Annotated in this window: 15 protein-coding genes and 1 rRNA gene; 12 read left to right on the forward strand and 4 right to left on the reverse strand. The window is 40.1% G+C overall.

Annotated elements, in window-relative coordinates; all coding sequences use genetic code 11:
* Window positions 1-100: 100 nt before the first annotated feature.
* From argA to F984_RS18105, 7 genes are all read left to right on the forward strand, one after another.
* Window positions 101-1,456 (forward strand): amino-acid N-acetyltransferase, encoded by a 1,356-nt coding sequence (gene argA, locus F984_RS18075; protein WP_002050496.1) that lies wholly within the window; start codon window positions 101-103, stop codon window positions 1,454-1,456.
* Between the two features lie 333 nt (window positions 1,457-1,789).
* The gene (locus F984_RS18080; protein WP_004711206.1) at window positions 1,790-2,758 is read left to right on the forward strand and encodes a sulfonate ABC transporter substrate-binding protein; all 969 of its coding nucleotides are present in this window, start codon (window positions 1,790-1,792) and stop codon (window positions 2,756-2,758) included.
* Between the two features lie 71 nt (window positions 2,759-2,829).
* A complete protein-coding gene (locus F984_RS18085) occupies window positions 2,830-3,813 on the forward strand; it encodes a sulfonate ABC transporter substrate-binding protein (protein ID WP_004711208.1) in 984 nt (327 codons plus the stop codon).
* 26 nt (window positions 3,814-3,839) lie between these two features.
* Complete coding sequence (ssuD, locus tag F984_RS18090) at window positions 3,840-5,015, forward strand: FMNH2-dependent alkanesulfonate monooxygenase (RefSeq protein ID WP_000689549.1); 1,176 nt, start codon at window positions 3,840-3,842, stop codon at window positions 5,013-5,015.
* On the forward strand, window positions 5,012-5,809 hold the full coding sequence (gene ssuC / locus F984_RS18095; RefSeq protein ID WP_004711211.1) for an aliphatic sulfonate ABC transporter permease SsuC: 798 nt from the start codon (window positions 5,012-5,014) through the stop codon (window positions 5,807-5,809). The genes ssuD and ssuC overlap by 4 nt, the downstream gene beginning before the upstream one ends.
* Window positions 5,810-5,822: 13 nt before the next feature.
* On the forward strand, window positions 5,823-6,623 hold the full coding sequence (locus tag F984_RS18100) for an ABC transporter ATP-binding protein (protein WP_000183286.1): 801 nt from the start codon (window positions 5,823-5,825) through the stop codon (window positions 6,621-6,623).
* A 261-nt stretch (window positions 6,624-6,884) separates the two neighbouring features.
* Window positions 6,885-7,505 carry a TetR/AcrR family transcriptional regulator gene (locus F984_RS18105; protein ID WP_002050490.1) on the forward strand — a complete coding sequence of 207 codons (621 nt, stop codon included), beginning with the start codon at window positions 6,885-6,887 and terminating at the stop codon, window positions 7,503-7,505.
* A 34-nt stretch (window positions 7,506-7,539) separates the two neighbouring features.
* Here the strand turns inward: F984_RS18105 and F984_RS18110 are convergent, their stop codons facing one another.
* Together F984_RS18110 and F984_RS18115 are read right to left on the reverse strand one after the other, a co-directional pair.
* On the reverse strand, window positions 7,540-8,106 hold the full coding sequence (locus F984_RS18110) for a 5'-methylthioadenosine/S-adenosylhomocysteine nucleosidase family protein (RefSeq protein ID WP_004711212.1): 567 nt from the start codon (window positions 8,104-8,106) through the stop codon (window positions 7,540-7,542).
* Window positions 8,107-8,187: 81 nt separating this feature from the next.
* Complete coding sequence (locus tag F984_RS18115; RefSeq protein WP_004711214.1) at window positions 8,188-9,321, reverse strand: TDT family transporter; 1,134 nt, start codon at window positions 9,319-9,321, stop codon at window positions 8,188-8,190.
* 207 nt (window positions 9,322-9,528) lie between these two features.
* Between F984_RS18115 and ribF the strand changes: the two genes are divergently transcribed.
* The 5 genes from ribF (at window position 9,529) to F984_RS18140 (ending at window position 15,111) form a co-directional block, all read left to right on the forward strand.
* The gene (ribF, locus tag F984_RS18120) at window positions 9,529-10,530 is read left to right on the forward strand and encodes a bifunctional riboflavin kinase/FAD synthetase (protein ID WP_000771825.1); all 1,002 of its coding nucleotides are present in this window, start codon (window positions 9,529-9,531) and stop codon (window positions 10,528-10,530) included.
* A gap of 61 nt (window positions 10,531-10,591) precedes the next feature.
* Window positions 10,592-13,429, forward strand: a complete 2,838-nt coding sequence (ileS, locus tag F984_RS18125) for an isoleucine--tRNA ligase (protein WP_004711216.1) — start codon at window positions 10,592-10,594, stop codon at window positions 13,427-13,429.
* The gene (lspA, locus tag F984_RS18130) at window positions 13,422-13,952 is read left to right on the forward strand and encodes a signal peptidase II (protein WP_001133879.1); all 531 of its coding nucleotides are present in this window, start codon (window positions 13,422-13,424) and stop codon (window positions 13,950-13,952) included. The genes ileS and lspA overlap by 8 nt, the downstream gene beginning before the upstream one ends.
* A gap of 1 nt (window position 13,953) precedes the next feature.
* Window positions 13,954-14,436, forward strand: coding sequence for an FKBP-type peptidyl-prolyl cis-trans isomerase (locus F984_RS18135; RefSeq protein WP_004711219.1), 483 nt, complete (start codon window positions 13,954-13,956; stop codon window positions 14,434-14,436).
* Between the two features lie 132 nt (window positions 14,437-14,568).
* Window positions 14,569-15,111 (forward strand): NADPH-dependent FMN reductase, encoded by a 543-nt coding sequence (locus tag F984_RS18140; protein WP_004711221.1) that lies wholly within the window; start codon window positions 14,569-14,571, stop codon window positions 15,109-15,111.
* A 45-nt stretch (window positions 15,112-15,156) separates the two neighbouring features.
* Here the strand turns inward: F984_RS18140 and F984_RS18145 are convergent, their stop codons facing one another.
* Both F984_RS18145 and rrf read right to left on the reverse strand, forming a co-directional pair.
* Window positions 15,157-15,468: an ankyrin repeat domain-containing protein gene (locus F984_RS18145; protein WP_004711223.1), complete on the reverse strand. Its 312-nt coding sequence runs from the start codon at window positions 15,466-15,468 to the stop codon at window positions 15,157-15,159.
* Between the two features lie 162 nt (window positions 15,469-15,630).
* Window positions 15,631-15,745 (reverse strand): 5S ribosomal RNA (gene rrf / locus F984_RS18150).
* Window positions 15,746-15,798: the final 53 nt, after the last annotated feature.

The raw sequence follows: 15,798 nt of genomic DNA on the forward strand, positions 1-15,798 counted from the left end.
CCAAATGTAATTTGGGTGTTTTTCTATCTAATACATGCGACTTTAAGCTTTTTTGTTTAGAATCATCTTTATATCTTTTTGCTGTTGATTCGAGATCGGTATGCCAACTAAGTCTTTAGAGAAATCACATAATAACACCCAACATTATGTACATTGGTTCCGACATTCAGCACCTTATATTAATGCCCATCGCGATAAAACTTTTGTTTTAATGTTCGGCGGTGAAGCAGTCCGCGATCCTAATTTTGAACACATTATCCATGATATTGCTTTATTGCATTCACTTGGTATTCGCTTAATTTTGGTCCATGGCGCACGTCCACAAATTAATCAAAACCTTAAAGATAAAGGTATCGAAACTCCTTTTTATGACAATAGCCGTATTACCACACGTGAATCATTAAGTTGTGTCATGAGTGCTGTCGGTTCTATTCGTTTAGAAATCGAAGCATTGTTATCTATGGGCTTAGCTAACTCTCCAATGTACGGTGCTCGCATAGACGTCGTATCAGGAAACTTCGTAACAGCTAAACCTTATGGTATTCGTGATGGCATGGATTTTCAGCTTACAGGAGAGGTTCGTTCCATAGACACCGACGCGATTGAACGCCATCTTGATAACGATAATATTGTTTTACTTGGTCCAACTGGCTATTCAACCACAGGTGAAGTATTTAATTTAAGAGCTGAAGAAGTTGCAACGAAAACTGCAACCTATTTAAAAGCAGATAAATTAATATTTTTAGGTGAGCAACAAGGTTTGCTCAATGAAGAAGGACAATTATTGCGTGAATTAAGTCCGCATCAACTTGACTACTATATTCAACAATACCAAACCACCAGTCCAACTCTAACTCTACATTTAGAAGAAGCAAAAAAAGCTTCTCTGTCGGGTGTACATCGTGTTCATTTAATTTCATATGCCTATGATGGCGCACTCATTGAAGAACTGTTCACACGTGATGGTGTAGGTACTATGATTACCGATGCACATTATGAAGAAGTTCGTATGGCGCATATCCAAGATGTTGGCGGCTTAATGAACTTATTACGCCCGTTAGAAGAAGAAGGTATTTTGGTTTATCGTTCACGTGAACGTTTAGAGCAAGAAATTAGCCAGTTTGCGGTTATTGAACGAGACGGTATGATTTTGGCCTGTGCTGCTCTTTATCCGATTCCGACGGAGTTTAACGAAACTCGTTCAGCGGAAATTGCTTGTGTAGCAGTACACCCAAGTTATCGTAAATCGAACCGTGGCAGCCAAATTTTGCAATTCCTTGAAGAAAAGGCAAAACAACAAGGCATTCGTCAATTATTTGTTTTAACAACCCGAACTGCACACTGGTTTTTAGAACATGGTTTCCACCAAGTCACCGTTGATGAGTTACCAAATGCCCGTCAGGCACTTTATAACTATCAAAGAAATTCTTTAGTCTTTAAAAAATTGCTTCCTTAGTCTTTGCATTTTTTAAGATATTCTTATTTCAGATAAGCTTAGTCCAAAAAGTACAACCATAAATACGATTAATGTATGGTTGTACTTTTTTTAAATCATCAAATTTTATTCTTTTAATATTTTTCTTTTTATTTACAAACCCTTAAACACAATTTTCTAAATATTATTTTATTTAATAAATCTTTTTTTTGCATAAGTTTATCGCCGAAAGTTTTTAGCTTTTTTTTGCATAAATAAAGACCGAATACTTATTTTTTATGGAATAAAAATCCCTTTAGGGTATCTGCTCATCCAATTATTTTTCTTTTTCTCTTTCGGGGAGCACAAAACCACATGGCACTTTTTAATTCCACTTCATGGGCAAAATATTCAGTCATTGCTGCCAGCCTTGCGGGAGTGATGATGCTAGGTGGTTGTGCCAAAAAAGAGGAACACACCACCACAACTCTAAATATTGGATACCAGAAATATGGCATCCTTCCTATTCTAAAAGCACGTGGTGACTTGGAAAAAGCACTAAAAGACCAAGGTGTACAAGTGAAATGGGTTGAGTTTCCTGCGGGACCTCAATTACTTGAAGGTCTAAATGTCGGAAGCGTTTCATTAGGTGAAGCAGGCGAAGCACCTCCTATTTTTGCTCAAGCGGCCAATCCAAATTTAGTCTATGTTGCAAACCAACCGGCTGCACCAAAAGCAGAAGCATTATTGGTACAAAAGGACTCTCCTATTCACTCTATTCAGGATCTAAAAGGCAAACGTGTCGCACTGAATAAAGGTTCGAATGTTCACTATCTTTTATTAAAAGTCTTAGAAGCAAATCACTTGAGCTTAAGTGATATACAACCTGTTTATTTACCACCATCAGATGCGCGTGCAGCCTTTGAAAAAGGAGCTGTCGACGCATGGGTGATTTGGGATCCGTTCTTTGCAGCAGCTGAACATCAAATTCAAGCTCGTGTTTTAGCGACTGGTGAAAATTTGGTGAGCAATCATCAGTTCTACTTGGCTGATCGTAAATTTGCAGAAAGTAATCCGAAAGTACTCAACACTGTTGTGCAAACACTAAATCAGACAACTGAATGGGTCAGCACGCATCAAGATGAAGCGGCTAAGCTACTCGAAAAACCTACTGCACTTGAGTTTGATGTACTCAAAACGTCCATTTCGCGAATGGGTTTTGGAGTTCAGCCAATATCTGACAAGGTCGCCCAAGAACAACAATATGTAGCCGATGCCTTTTATGCGCAAAAGCTCATTCCAAACAAGCTCACCATACAAGAAGCCATTTTAAAACTGAAATAAACCTAGCTTTGGCACAGCTTAAATAACGATATAAATGCTGTGCCTTGCCTTAAGGGAACAAGGATATCAATATGCAACATCAGTCATTATTTAAGAAGAGTCAGTGGACTCAGTTAGTTAAGCGCTTTAGCCCGCTCGCTGTCTTAGGTTTAACAATCGCAGCGCCTGCTTGGGCAATTGACCCAACAGTGAAAGAACTTCGTATCGGTTTTCAAAAAAGTTCGATTAACTTCGCGATTGCCAAACAGCAAAAACTATTTGAACAAGAATTTCCAAATGCCAAAATCACTTGGAATGAATTTCCCGCTGGCCCTCAAATTTTAGAAGCCTTGGCTGTTGGCTCACTCGATGTCGGCGTTACTGGAGACACCCCGCCAGTCTATGCTCAAGCAGCGGGCAAGCCTTTATATTACATTGCTTATGAAGCAGCTAAGCCATTAGCGTCAGCAATTTTAGTTCCTAAAAACTCACAGCTTACTCAACTTAAAGACCTCAAAGGCAAACGTATTGCGCTACAAAAAGGTTCTAGCTCACATTACCTACTTGTACAGGCTGTGCGGAAAGCGGGCTTAAAATGGAGCGACATTACGCCAATTTGGCTCACACCTGCCGATGCTCGCGCTGCATTCCAAAAAGGTGCCGTTGATGCATGGGCAATTTGGGATCCTTACTACGCTTCAGCACAATTAGAAGACCAAGCTCGTGTTCTTGCATCTGGTAAAGGTCTAAGCCCGAACTATACCTTCTATTTAGCCGCTCCAAATTTTGTTAAGCAATATCCAAAAGCTGTTCCAGGACTCATCAAGCAGATCAATCAAGCTGACAAATGGGTTCAAAGCCATCAAGCAGAAACAGCAAGTGCGATTGGCCAAAGTACAGGCTTAAAACCTGCAACTAGTGACTTATTCATTAAACGTCGTCCACGTCCATCAGCAGCAGCTCCTCTTAACAGCAAAGTGATTGCTGAACAACAGCAGCTTGCAGACATCTTTACTCAACAAGGCATCATTCCAAAACCAATCAGCATTAAACAAGCTGTTTGGGGTGCCAAGTAATTTCAATAGACATATAGGTAATGCACATGAAAATTTTCTGGTTTATTCCTACCCACGGTGATAGTCGCTATTTAGGTACAAGTAAAGGCGCTCGTCAGGTTGACCATGCCTATATGAAGCAAATTGCTGTGGCAGTAGATAATTTGGGCTATGAAGGTGTACTTATTCCAACGGGCCGTTCATGTGAAGACCCATGGATTACGGCGGCGAGCCTAATTGATGCAACTCAGCACCTTAAGTTTTTAGTTGCGTTACGTCCGGGGGTAACAACACCAGCTTTAGCTGCACGTATGGCTGCAACATTTGACCGCTTGTCCAATGGTCGTGTGTTACTCAACTTGGTGACAGGTGGCGATGAAGCCGAACTACGTGGTGATGGTTTATATGAAGATCACTCAACGCGTTATCAAACTGCCAATGAATACGTAAAAATCTGGCGCGAAATTTTGACGCGTTCACATACAGGTGAAGCTTTTACATTCCACGGCGAACGCTTACAAGTCGATGATGCAAAACTACTTTATCCACCTGTTCAAAAACCTTACCCACCTCTTTGGTTTGGCGGTTCCTCAGATGTCGCGGTCGACCTTGCGGCTGAGCAAGTGGACACTTACCTCACTTGGGGTGAACCGCCAGCGGCCGTGAAAGAAAAGATCGAACATGTTCGTGCAAAAGCAGAGGCTAAAGGCCGTAAATTAACTTATGGCATTCGCTTGCATGTCATTGTTCGTGAAACCAACGAACAAGCATGGGCAGCTGCTAACGAACTGATTCAGTATCTAGACGATGCAACTATTGCTGCAGCACAGAAAAAATTTGCACAAATGGACTCAGTTGGTCAGCAACGTATGGCTGCTCTACACGGCGGTAATCGAGACAAACTTGAAGTATCTCCAAATCTTTGGGCAGGTATCGGTCTAGTCCGCGGTGGTGCAGGTACAGCACTTGTCGGCGACCCAGAAACCGTTGCTGCACGTATTCAAGAATATGCAGATTTAGGTATCGATACCTTTATTTTCTCAGGCTATCCACACCTTGAAGAGTCAATCCGTTTTGCAGAGTTAGTATTCCCATTATTACCAATCGAGACCCGAGCTAAACTTGCTCAGCCAAACTTAACCGGACCATTCGGTGAAATCATTGCCAACAACTATGTTCCAGACGAGAAGAAACAAAATAGTTCCGTCAAGGAGCCTGCATGAGCAAAGATATAAATATTGTTTCACGTGGAACGAAACAAATCGGGCAGCGTTTGCTGCCTTGGATTTTCCCTATTCTTCTATTGGTTGTTTGGCAAATTGCCTCAACTTCGGGTCTTTTAGAAAGCCGTATTTTGCCCGCCCCGACTGCTGTCGTTTCGGCATTTTGGCATCTTTTGGTGAGTGGGGAACTATGGCATCACGTTAAAGTAAGTGCTGGTCGTGCACTGCTTGGCCTTCTGATAGGCGGCGGTTTAGGTTTGCTCTTAGGTCTGCTCAATGGATCTTCACGTTTCGCCTCTACCCTGCTCGATACGACCTTGCAAATGATTCGTAATATTCCGGCTCTTGCACTTATTCCACTGGTGATTTTGTGGTTCGGTATTGATGAAACAGCAAAATTATTCTTGGTGGCAGTTGGTGTTTTCTTCCCTATTTATATCAATACCTATCACGGTATTCGTTCAGTCGACCCCCAATTGATTGAGATGGGTAAAAGCTATGGCCTTTCCCGTTGGCAGCTTTACAAAGAAATTATTCTACCGGGTGCGATGCCTTCTATTTTAGTCGGTTTACGTTTTGCATTAGGTTTGGTTTGGGTGTTGCTCATTGTAGCTGAGACTATTTCAGCACAAGCAGGTATCGGTTACATGACCATGAATGCGCGTGAGTTTTTGCAAACAGATGTGGTACTCGTCGGTATTCTTCTTTATGCCCTATTAGGTAAGTTAGCCGATGTTTTAGCACAACTTTTGGAACGCTATTTATTACGCTGGCACGCGGGATATCAGAAATAAGGGAGCTTAGAATATGACAAATCTGAATTTAAATATTAATCAGAATGACGTAGAGCTCATTCCAGAAAATCATCCAGAGTCACAAGAACCCGTAGTAGGTGCAGAGATTCTGATTGAACAGCTTTATAAGTTTTATGGTGAGGTTAAAGTTCTTGAAGATCTTAACCTACATATTCAACCGGGCGAATTTTTAGCTATTGTTGGTCGTAGTGGCTGCGGTAAAAGTACCTTACTACGCTTAATTGCCCAACTTGAAAAAGCAAGTTTTGGTGAGATCAAGTTTAAATCTGCCCGACATTTACGTGAAGGAATTACTAACGATGACATTCGGGTTATGTTCCAAGACCCACGCTTACTTCCTTGGCGAAATATTCTTCAAAACGTTCAACTTGGGCTACCAAAATCGCAACATGCTTTAGCAGAAGAATTATTAGAGAAAGTAGGTTTAAAAGAAAAAGCGGGACAATGGCCTTCACAGCTCTCTGGTGGACAACGACAACGTACCGCCCTAGCCCGTGCGTTATCTCATACTCCCCGTATTTTACTGCTAGATGAACCTTTGGGTGCATTAGATGCGCTCACCCGCCTTGAGATGCAAAGCTTGATTGAACGTTTATGGAAAGAGCAAGGTTTTACTGCCATTTTGGTCACACACGATGTAAGTGAAGCAGTGCAACTGGCCGACCGTATTATCCTATTAGATAAGGGCCAAATTGCCCAAAGTTTCCAAGTGAATTTGCCACGTCCGCGTAAAAAGAGCATCACTTTTGCCCAGCTTGAACAACAAGTACTCGACGCAGTCTTAGCAACTTAAGGTTGAGATGAGTAATGAGAACCATTTCAACAACAAAATGCCCACTTAATGAGCAATAAAACTGATGATTTATTGCTCTTTTTTAGGGCGAAGATCAAAAAATATTTTTAAGAATAACAATAAACTAGTGAATCTCTCTATTTTTTGCACAATAGTATATCTATTGCTCAAATAACTATCCGTTTTTTCACTAAAAAAGTGAGACACCTGTGCACAAATCAAACGATTTACCTTACAATGGGAGCACTATCTTTTTAATTTATGCAGCAAATGGAACAAAAGAAGAGTACTCAAAAGCGCAATCAGCTTCTTGCTGCCGCCCTTGATGTGTTTTCACTATATGGGTTCAGTGGTGCAAGTCTGGATGAAATTGCCCAACTCGCTGACATGCATAAGTCGAATATTTTCTATTACTATGAAAATAAAGAGTCTTTATATGTGGAAGTGCTGACCACAGTTTTACAAAAATGGCTTGCTCCCTTACAAACCTTAGAAGCTGAGTTAGAACCGGCCGAAGCTTTGTCTCACTACTTAATACAAAAAATCGAACTTTCTCGTAGCCAACCAAAAGCTTCGCGATTATTTGCTTTGGAAATTATCCAAGGGGCACCACACATTTTGCCTATACTGAAAGGACCTTTGAAAAAGCTATTTAAGCGTAAAGCCAAGGTCATTCAAACATGGCAAGAAGAAGGAAAAATTTCTCCAGATATCGACCCTGAGCTGTTAATACTCAATATTTGGGGTCTTACACAAAACTATGCCGATTTTGCCACGCAAATGGAAATGGTGACTGGAAAAACACTGCGTAACCGCAGTATGTTCCAACGCTCGATTGAGCATACAGTACATATGATGCTCTACGGCGTATTACCTCGCTAAAATAAAAAAGATCGGCAAATTTGCCGATCTTTTTTTAAAAATGATTTTGATAAAGAGCCAAGAGCTTTTGCGCACCCAATAATAAATTTTCTTCCCAATCTAAATGAGCGGTATCGTCTGCGCCATCAGTAATATATTTCACCGAAATTAAACGTACACCTAGCTTGTGGCAAACTTTGGCTAAAGCATACCCTTCCATATCCACCACATCACACGCGACTTTTGGCTGGCCAGTTTCAAATGAATCCCCTGTCCCGCAAATCCCTTTTGGTAAATCAGCAAAATGCGTTTGGAGATGAATCTCTGCCGGTAAATGATCATCTAACGGCGTTACACCTACTTCAAACCCTAATGGTGAAACATCCATATCACGTTGTACAAAGGTTTTTACTTCAACTAAATTATGTCGATTAAAAGACGAACTTCCAGCTGTACCTAAGTTAATTAGAGTTTTACAGCCTGTTTTTTGAATAACTTCAAATGCTTTAAAAGCAGCGTTGATTTTACCTATACCACTGTAATGGACTTCAATACCTGCTTGCTCAAATAAACCTTTAGATTCATTAGGAAGTGCCATAATTAAAGCGATATCTTTGTTCATTCAAAAAGGCTCAATTCAAGATTAATAAATTAGAAAATAAGTATAAATCAGGTGCAAAAGCTTTTTTGCACCTTTTCACCATTACTGCATTCTTTCTTGTAAAGCTACCAAACATGGAGAAAAGAACAGCTTGCCACTATATGCGCCAGCTAAGGTTTTCTTCATTACTACGCTCCACATTACAAGTAATAAAATACTGAATGCCACAGCAACGTATTGTAGAAATATAACTTCAATCTGATGACTTAGATTAAATAAAGCCAAAATAAACACACCAAATGGGAAAGTTAAACCCCACCAACCCAAGTTAAACGGAATACCTGTTTTTGCATGACGAAGCGTTGTTAATATCGCAAGACCTAGCCACCATAACCCGAACCCTAAAAGTACCAGACTACCCACAACGCCTAATGCTTGAAATACATGGGTAAACTCAGAAAAGCCAATATTTACCAATACTCTTTTTGCCTGTTCACCTAGCAACAATAGACCTAAAGCACCTGTGCCAATTGGGCCTAAAGATAACCAGCTAGAAATTGCGACTTCTTTTTCTGGTAACTGATGCAAAGCCATACGCAACATTAAAATCGTTAAAATGGCAAATGCAGGTAATACAGAAATTCCCCAGAGTACATATCCCGCTAACAATAAATGAAAGCTGTGAAAATCTGCTGGTAAATGTGCAACCAACATGCCCGCAGAGCTTGCCGCGACTTCACAAGCAACGACAGGTAACAACCAAATTGCAGTCATGGTATGTAGCTGATGATTCTGACGGCTAAACATGCAAAACGGCACAATCCAAGCAATTGCTAACGCTAAAAAGACATCGATGTACCATAAAGCTTGAGCAATATGGATTGCTACTTCACCATAAAGCCCGATTCCGAAGCTTAAAAAGCCATTTAGTATGGTTGCAAGCCCCATCGGTATAGCGCCTAAAAACAAGCACATATTTGGATGATTAAATACTTGCTTCGCTTCATGAGGGAAAAGAAACCATCGCAATAAATAAAGACCTGAAAAAACACTAAATAGAACAATATTAAATTGCCATAACAGTGTAGCCAGCATAAATAAAAATGATTTGGCAAATGGAAGCTGAATTAAAATCATACTAACCACGCCAGTACCCATAGTTGCTGTAAACCAATTTGGGGTAAAATGCCGTATAACATCTTTACTTTGATTTAATTGGTAAAAGGGTCTTTTCATCTTAAGTCTCTAATCAAAGAGTGAATGAAACTATAGTAGGATAAATTAATAATAAGAAAAATTGATTTATTTTTATTTAATTCATCAATTTTTTAGATATAAAAGATATTCATTTGAAAAATACCTGAGTAAAAACACAACAACAAGACGAATCTGTGAGATTATGGCAATATATAGCCCTTGCAAAAATAGCCATATTTTAAGTTCATGAAACTGCTACGTCTTAATGCGTTATCGCCCAATTTCCAGTTGCCGCAAACAGCGGTAACTATTGGTAATTTTGATGGTGTCCATTTAGGTCACCAAGCGATGATTGCTCAACTGAAAAAAATTGCTGCAGCACAAGGCTTAAAAACATTGGTCATGATTTTTGAGCCCCAACCGCTTGAGTTCTTTAAAGGCTACGATGCCCCGCCTCGTATTAATTCCTTACGGGAAAAAGTTGAATATCTAGCTGAACTTGGGGTGGATTACATTGCGGTTGCCAAGTTTGACCAGCATTTCCGTAGCATGAGTGCTTCTGAGTTTGCAGATTTATTAAAAGACAAATTAAATGCTCAAGCTTTGGTTTTAGGAGATGACTTTCATTTCGGCAAAGACCGTCAAGGTAACAGCGAATTTTTAAAGAATTACGGATTTCAAGTCACAAATTTACATACGATTGAACTCGAAGGTGAACGCGTCAGTTCAACTCGTATTCGCCAAGTGCTTCAAGTGGGCAATCTCGCTTTAGCAGCTAAATTATTAGGCCGTCCGTACAGTATTACCGGACGTGTTCAATATGGCGACCAAATTGGACGAACTTTAGATTTTCCAACGATTAATGTTCGTCTAAACCGCCATAAGCCTTGTTTAAATGGTATTTATGGCGTTGAAGTCATTTGCGAGACAACTTCGCTAACTCAAAAAGTGCTTCAGGATAATCCTGAAAAACCGGGAATTGCCGGATATCATGAAAACAGCCTTTATGGTGCAGGTCATGTCGGTACTCGCCCAGCCATCCAGCAAGAGCATCCAGAGTGGAGATTAGAAGTACATTTCCCTGATGTTTCTGCTAATCTGTATGGCTTATTTATGCGGGTGACTTTTCTTCACTATCTTCATGGTGAATTGAACTACCCTTCGCTTGAGGCACTTAAGGCAGGAATTGATAATGACGTGCAGCAATTACGACAATATCGTAACGACACGACACAATTTCCTTTTTAATTCGAATTTTGATTGTAAAACATGTCGGCTCCCAAGCTGATTAAACTGGAAGACAACTTGCATGAGCGATAAGCAAACTACTGAAAATGCAGTGGACTACAAAGCCACGCTAAACCTGCCGGATACTCAATTTGCAATGAAAGCAAATTTGGCAGTACGTGAAGTGAAATGGTTAGAAGAGTGGTATACCGACAACATTTATCAGCAGATTCGTGCATCGCGTATTGGCAAGAAAAAATATATTTTGCATGATGGCCCTCCATATGCGAACGGTACAATTCACTTGGGCCATGCGGTTAACAAAGTACTCAAAGACGTCATCGTAAAAAGCCGTACTTTGGCAGGTTTCGATGCGCCATATGTTCCGGGTTGGGACTGTCATGGCTTGCCAATCGAACTAAAAGTTGAAGAAAAAGTAGGTAAAGTAGGCGAAAAAGTTGACGCAGCGACTTTCCGTAAACTCTGCCGTGAATATGCGCTAAAACAAATTGATTTACAGCGTGCTGACTTTAAACGTCTTGGTGTTTTAGGTGATTGGGATAATCCTTACCTCACCATGAACTACAAACAAGAAGCCGATATCGTTCGTGCTTTAGGTTTAATCCAAAAAAATGGTCATATCCAGCCGGGCTTAAAGCCAGTGAACTGGTGTATGGACTGTGGCTCAGCACTTGCTGAAGCTGAAGTTGAATACGAAGATAAAAAGTCTGACGCAATTGACGTTGGTTTTGGCGTTGTAGATTTAAAAGACTTAAGCGCTCGTGTAAATGTAGATGTTCAAGATCCAACTGATATCGTGATCTGGACCACTACTCCTTGGACATTACCTGCGAACCAAGCAGTTGCATTGCATGCCGAAATTGAATATCAATTGGTACAAGTGACTACTGAACGTGGTAAGCAAAACTTTATTCTTGCTAAAGACCTAGTTGCTTCTGCAATTGAGCGTTACAAGCTTGAAAACCCAGTTGTTTTAGCTGACTTCACTGGTTCAGCTCTTGAAAACCTTACTTTACAACACCCTTTACTTACCGATCGTCAAGTTCCGGTTATTTTGGGTGAACACGTTATCGCAACAAGCGGTACAGGTGCTGTACACACTGCGCCTGGCCACGGTGCAGATGACTATAAAGTAGGTCTTCAATACAACCTTAAAGTTGAAAACCCAGTGGGTGGTAACGGAGTTTACTTACCAACTGCACCAATCTTTGCTGGTGAGCACATCTATAAAGCCAATCCAAAGATTATTGAAGCTTTAGGTGCTGTAGGACGCTTGTGGGCTCATCAACCGATTAAACACAGCTATCCACATTGCTGGCGCCATAAAACTCCTATTATTTTCCGTGCTACACCACAATGGTTTATCAGCATGGATCAAAAAGGTTTACGTGACGGTGCGCTTAACGCGATTGAAAACGATATCGAGTTTGTACCGAACTGGGGTAAAAACCGTATTGAATCAATGATCGAAGGCCGTCCGGACTGGTGTATCTCACGTCAACGTACTTGGGGTGTGCCAATTCCTTTCTTCGTTCATAAAGATACGAATGAATTGCACCCTCGTACGCCTGAACTCATTGAAGAAGTTGCAAAACTTATCGAACAAGAAGGTATCGATGCATGGTTTAACCGTGATGCAAAAGACTTCATTGGTGAAGATGCTGAACAGTACAATGCTGTTCGTGATACGCTTGATGTATGGTTTGACTCTGGAACAACACATTACGCTGTACTTGAGCAACGTGAAGAATTAGAAAGCCCTGCTGACTTATATTTAGAAGGTTCAGACCAACACCGTGGCTGGTTCCAATCTTCTTTATTAACCTCTATGGCAATTCACAACCGTGCGCCATATAAAGCCTTGTTAACTCACGGTTTTACAGTGGATGAAAATGGCCGTAAATTGTCGAAATCTTTAGGCAACTATATTCCGCTTGAAGAAATCATCAAACAACTGGGTGCCGATGGCTTACGTTTATATGTAGCATCTAGCGACTATCGCTATGAAATTGCAGCATCAAAAGAAATCTTTAGCCGTGTAAGTGATAGCTACCGTCGTATTCGTAATACGCTCCGCTTCTTGCTTGCAAACTTAAATGGTTTCAAACCAAGTACAGATGCTCTGGCAGTAGATGACCTTATTGCTCTTGATCAATACATCTTGCAACGTGCGAATGAAGTACAACAAACTATTATCGCGGCCTATGAAGAAATGAACTTCCATGTCGTGTGTAGTGCATTAACAAGCTTCTGTATTAATGACTTAGGTGGCTTCTACCTAGATATCATCAAAGACCGTCAATACACCACTAAGGCTGACTCACAAGCACGTCGTTCTGCACAAACAGCGCTTTACCATATCGTACAAGCATTTGTGCGCTGGATGAGCCCAATCTTAAGCTTCACTGCTCAAGAAGCTTGGCCACTTATTCCAGAACAAACTGAAAAATATGTATTTACAGCTGAATGGTATGACCTACCTGTTTCATCAAAAGCAAACTTACTTTCTGAAGCAGATTGGCAAACATTGATTAGCGTAAAATCTGCAGTAAATAAACAGATTGAAGCAGCTCGTAACGCTAAACTTGTCGGTAGTAATCTTTCAGCCAAAGTTGAACTTTGGGCAAATGAATCATTACAAACAGTTTTAAACCAACTGGCTGATGAACTCCGTTTTGTTCTTATTACTTCGCAAGTAGTAGTACATCCATTTGCTGAACAAGGTGAAGCAACTGAAATGGAAGGCTTACGTGTACAAGTATCTGCAGCTGAAGGTGAAAAATGTGCACGTTGCTGGCATGTCCTTCCTGATGTGAATACACACGCCGATCATCCTGGTTTATGTGGTCGTTGTATTGTGAACGTCACTGGTCGTGGCGAAGTGAGAAAATATGCCTAATTCACAAGCTAAAAAAGGCTTATTCCAGTTTTATCCGCACAACCTCATTTGGCTTGGACTTTCTGTCCTTGCCATTGTGTTGGATCAATGGACAAAATGGATTGCAAGTACACATCTGAACTACGCAGATCCTGTACCTGTACTTCCATTTTTAAACTGGACACTATTACATAACTATGGTGCAGCTTTTAGCTTTTTATCTGATGCTGGAGGATGGCAACGCTATTTCTTCACATCTTTGGCAGGCTTAGTTTCAATACTTTTTGTATTTTGGTTGCTACGTATGCCTAAAAAAATGGTGGTGCTACCTGTAGCTATCGCTTTAATTTTAGGTGGAGCATTAGGTAATTTAATTGACCGTATTACTTTAGGGTATGTGGTCGATTTCATTCATGTTTATTACCAAAATCATCACTTTCCAGCTTTTAATATTGCGGACAGTGCCATTACTCTAGGTACCATTTTGCTACTCATCGATACATTCTTCCTTGAGAAGCAAAGACCTAAAAATTCGGATGCATAATATGACCGAAATTATTCAACCTAATGAAGAAATTCGTATTACTGACGGTTCTAAAGTTGAACTACACTTTTCTGTTGCTATCGAAAATGGTGTAGAAATTGACAATACACGTAGCCGTGAAGAGCCTGTTAGCTTGACTATTGGTGACGGTAATTTATTACCAGGCTTTGAGAAAGCCCTTCTTGGCTTACGCGCAGGTGATCGACGTACTGTACATCTTCCACCAGAAGATGCTTTTGGTCCTTGGAATCCGGAAAATATACAAACTTTTGATACGGTTAAATTCGAACAACGACCTATTCCTGGTCACATGATCGAATTTGAAGATAAAGCAAAAGCAACTTTATTTGGTGTTGTGAAGTCAGTGAATGATGATATTACTGAAATCGATTTCAACCACCCTTTAGCTGGCAAAAATATTACTTTTGAAGTAGAGATATTCAAAGTAACTCCAGCTGGTCAACAAGGCATTAAGTTGATGTAAAAAAAGCCCTCTATTGAGGGCTTTTTTATTATTTAACTTTTCTGCATGACATAACAATCCTTACAAATTCTATATTCTCACTTTCTATGTAATGAATTAAGTTATAAAGATAAAAATTCTTAGGAAAAATATATGCTGGTCTATATCATCGTAGGAAGTGTCCGTGAAGGACGCACAGCTATTAAAATTGCCAATTGGTTAGAAACAGCAATTCCATCATTTAATCTAGAAGATTTTCAGACAGAAGTAATTGATTTAAAAGAGTGGAATTTACCGTTATTTTCAGGCTCACACCCACCTGCAACAGGTATTTATGATCAACCAAAACAACAAGAATGGGCAGATAAAATTGCCAAAGCTGATGCATTTATTTTTATTAGCCCAGAATACAACCACGGTTACAGTCCAGCTTTAAAAAATGCTCTGGACTATGTAGGTAAAGAATGGAGTGGTAAACCTGCTGCATTTATTGGCTATGGTTCAACGAATGGTTCTCGCTCTATTAGCCAAATACGCCAAGTCACCTCAAGTTTAAGTATTGTTGACCCAAATGCTGTAATAGAAATACGAGATATCTTTAAACGCAATAAAGATGAAAAGTTTGAAGCCAATGAATTTGAAGTAAAAGCACTTCAATCTATTGTTGAAAAGCTGCAAAAATATCATTTGTCTTAAATTGAACAAAAAGCCGCTTTTCCCAATAAAAGGGGCTTTTTAATTTTATAAACTTTTTAAATAATTCACTACGTCTGTATTCCCAGCCATTTCTGCTAACTGTAGTGCTGTGTATTCGCTTTTATAAGCGACATGTGCCCCTTTTTCAACCAAGAGCTTCACTATCTCTAAATGATCATTCTCAGCTGCTGCTTGTAAAGCACTATAGCCTTCCTCATCTATCTGATTAGGATTCTCTCCATCTATTAATAATTGTTTTACTTGCTCTAGATCACCTAAAGATGCCCAATAGATCAACTCTGGAAGAGAAAGTTCTTCATTATCTTCAGGTAATTGAGAGAAAGAATTAAATTTCACGAGATCACGCCCAAATAAAAAGCTTCTTCATTATATCTCTGAAGCACGGCAACCGTGCAAATCTGATTTTTAGTTATGTGTTTTCTATGAATTAAATTTTCACTTTATTTCGCGCAATAAAAAACACCCCCACTCTTTAGAATGGGGGTGTTTGGAATAATGAGCTGGCGATGACTTACTCTCACATGGGTAACCCCACACTACCATCAGCGCTAAGAGGTTTCACTTCTGAGTTCGGGAAGGGATCAGGTGGTTCACTCTTGCTATGGTCGCCAGCACAACTGTTTATGGATACTTGCTTTGGTCTTATTAACTGCCGAAGCGTTTTCC

Source organism: Acinetobacter nosocomialis NIPH 2119 (assembly GCF_000368085.1).
GTDB lineage: Bacteria > Pseudomonadota > Gammaproteobacteria > Pseudomonadales > Moraxellaceae > Acinetobacter > Acinetobacter nosocomialis.

What these genes read in the sequence shown, in the direction of transcription:
- F984_RS18105 (WP_002050490.1), top strand. Translation starts at nt 6,885, where the DNA reads ATGCAGCAAATGGAACAAAAGAAGAGTACTCAAAAGCGCAATCAGCTT.
- ssuC (WP_004711211.1), top strand. Translation starts at nt 5,012, where the DNA reads ATGAGCAAAGATATAAATATTGTTTCACGTGGAACGAAACAAATCGGG.
- F984_RS18100 (WP_000183286.1), top strand. Translation starts at nt 5,823, where the DNA reads ATGACAAATCTGAATTTAAATATTAATCAGAATGACGTAGAGCTCATT.
- ssuD (WP_000689549.1), top strand. Translation starts at nt 3,840, where the DNA reads ATGAAAATTTTCTGGTTTATTCCTACCCACGGTGATAGTCGCTATTTA.
- ribF (WP_000771825.1), top strand. Translation starts at nt 9,529, where the DNA reads ATGAAACTGCTACGTCTTAATGCGTTATCGCCCAATTTCCAGTTGCCG.
- lspA (WP_001133879.1), top strand. Translation starts at nt 13,422, where the DNA reads ATGCCTAATTCACAAGCTAAAAAAGGCTTATTCCAGTTTTATCCGCAC.
- F984_RS18135 (WP_004711219.1), top strand. Translation starts at nt 13,954, where the DNA reads ATGACCGAAATTATTCAACCTAATGAAGAAATTCGTATTACTGACGGT.
- F984_RS18085 (WP_004711208.1), top strand. Translation starts at nt 2,830, where the DNA reads ATGCAACATCAGTCATTATTTAAGAAGAGTCAGTGGACTCAGTTAGTT.
- ileS (WP_004711216.1), top strand. Translation starts at nt 10,592, where the DNA reads ATGAGCGATAAGCAAACTACTGAAAATGCAGTGGACTACAAAGCCACG.
- argA (WP_002050496.1), top strand. Translation starts at nt 101, where the DNA reads ATGCCAACTAAGTCTTTAGAGAAATCACATAATAACACCCAACATTAT.
- F984_RS18080 (WP_004711206.1), top strand. Translation starts at nt 1,790, where the DNA reads ATGGCACTTTTTAATTCCACTTCATGGGCAAAATATTCAGTCATTGCT.
- F984_RS18110 (WP_004711212.1), bottom strand. Translation starts at nt 8,106, where the DNA reads ATGAACAAAGATATCGCTTTAATTATGGCACTTCCTAATGAATCTAAA.
- F984_RS18115 (WP_004711214.1), bottom strand. Translation starts at nt 9,321, where the DNA reads ATGAAAAGACCCTTTTACCAATTAAATCAAAGTAAAGATGTTATACGG.
- F984_RS18140 (WP_004711221.1), top strand. Translation starts at nt 14,569, where the DNA reads ATGCTGGTCTATATCATCGTAGGAAGTGTCCGTGAAGGACGCACAGCT.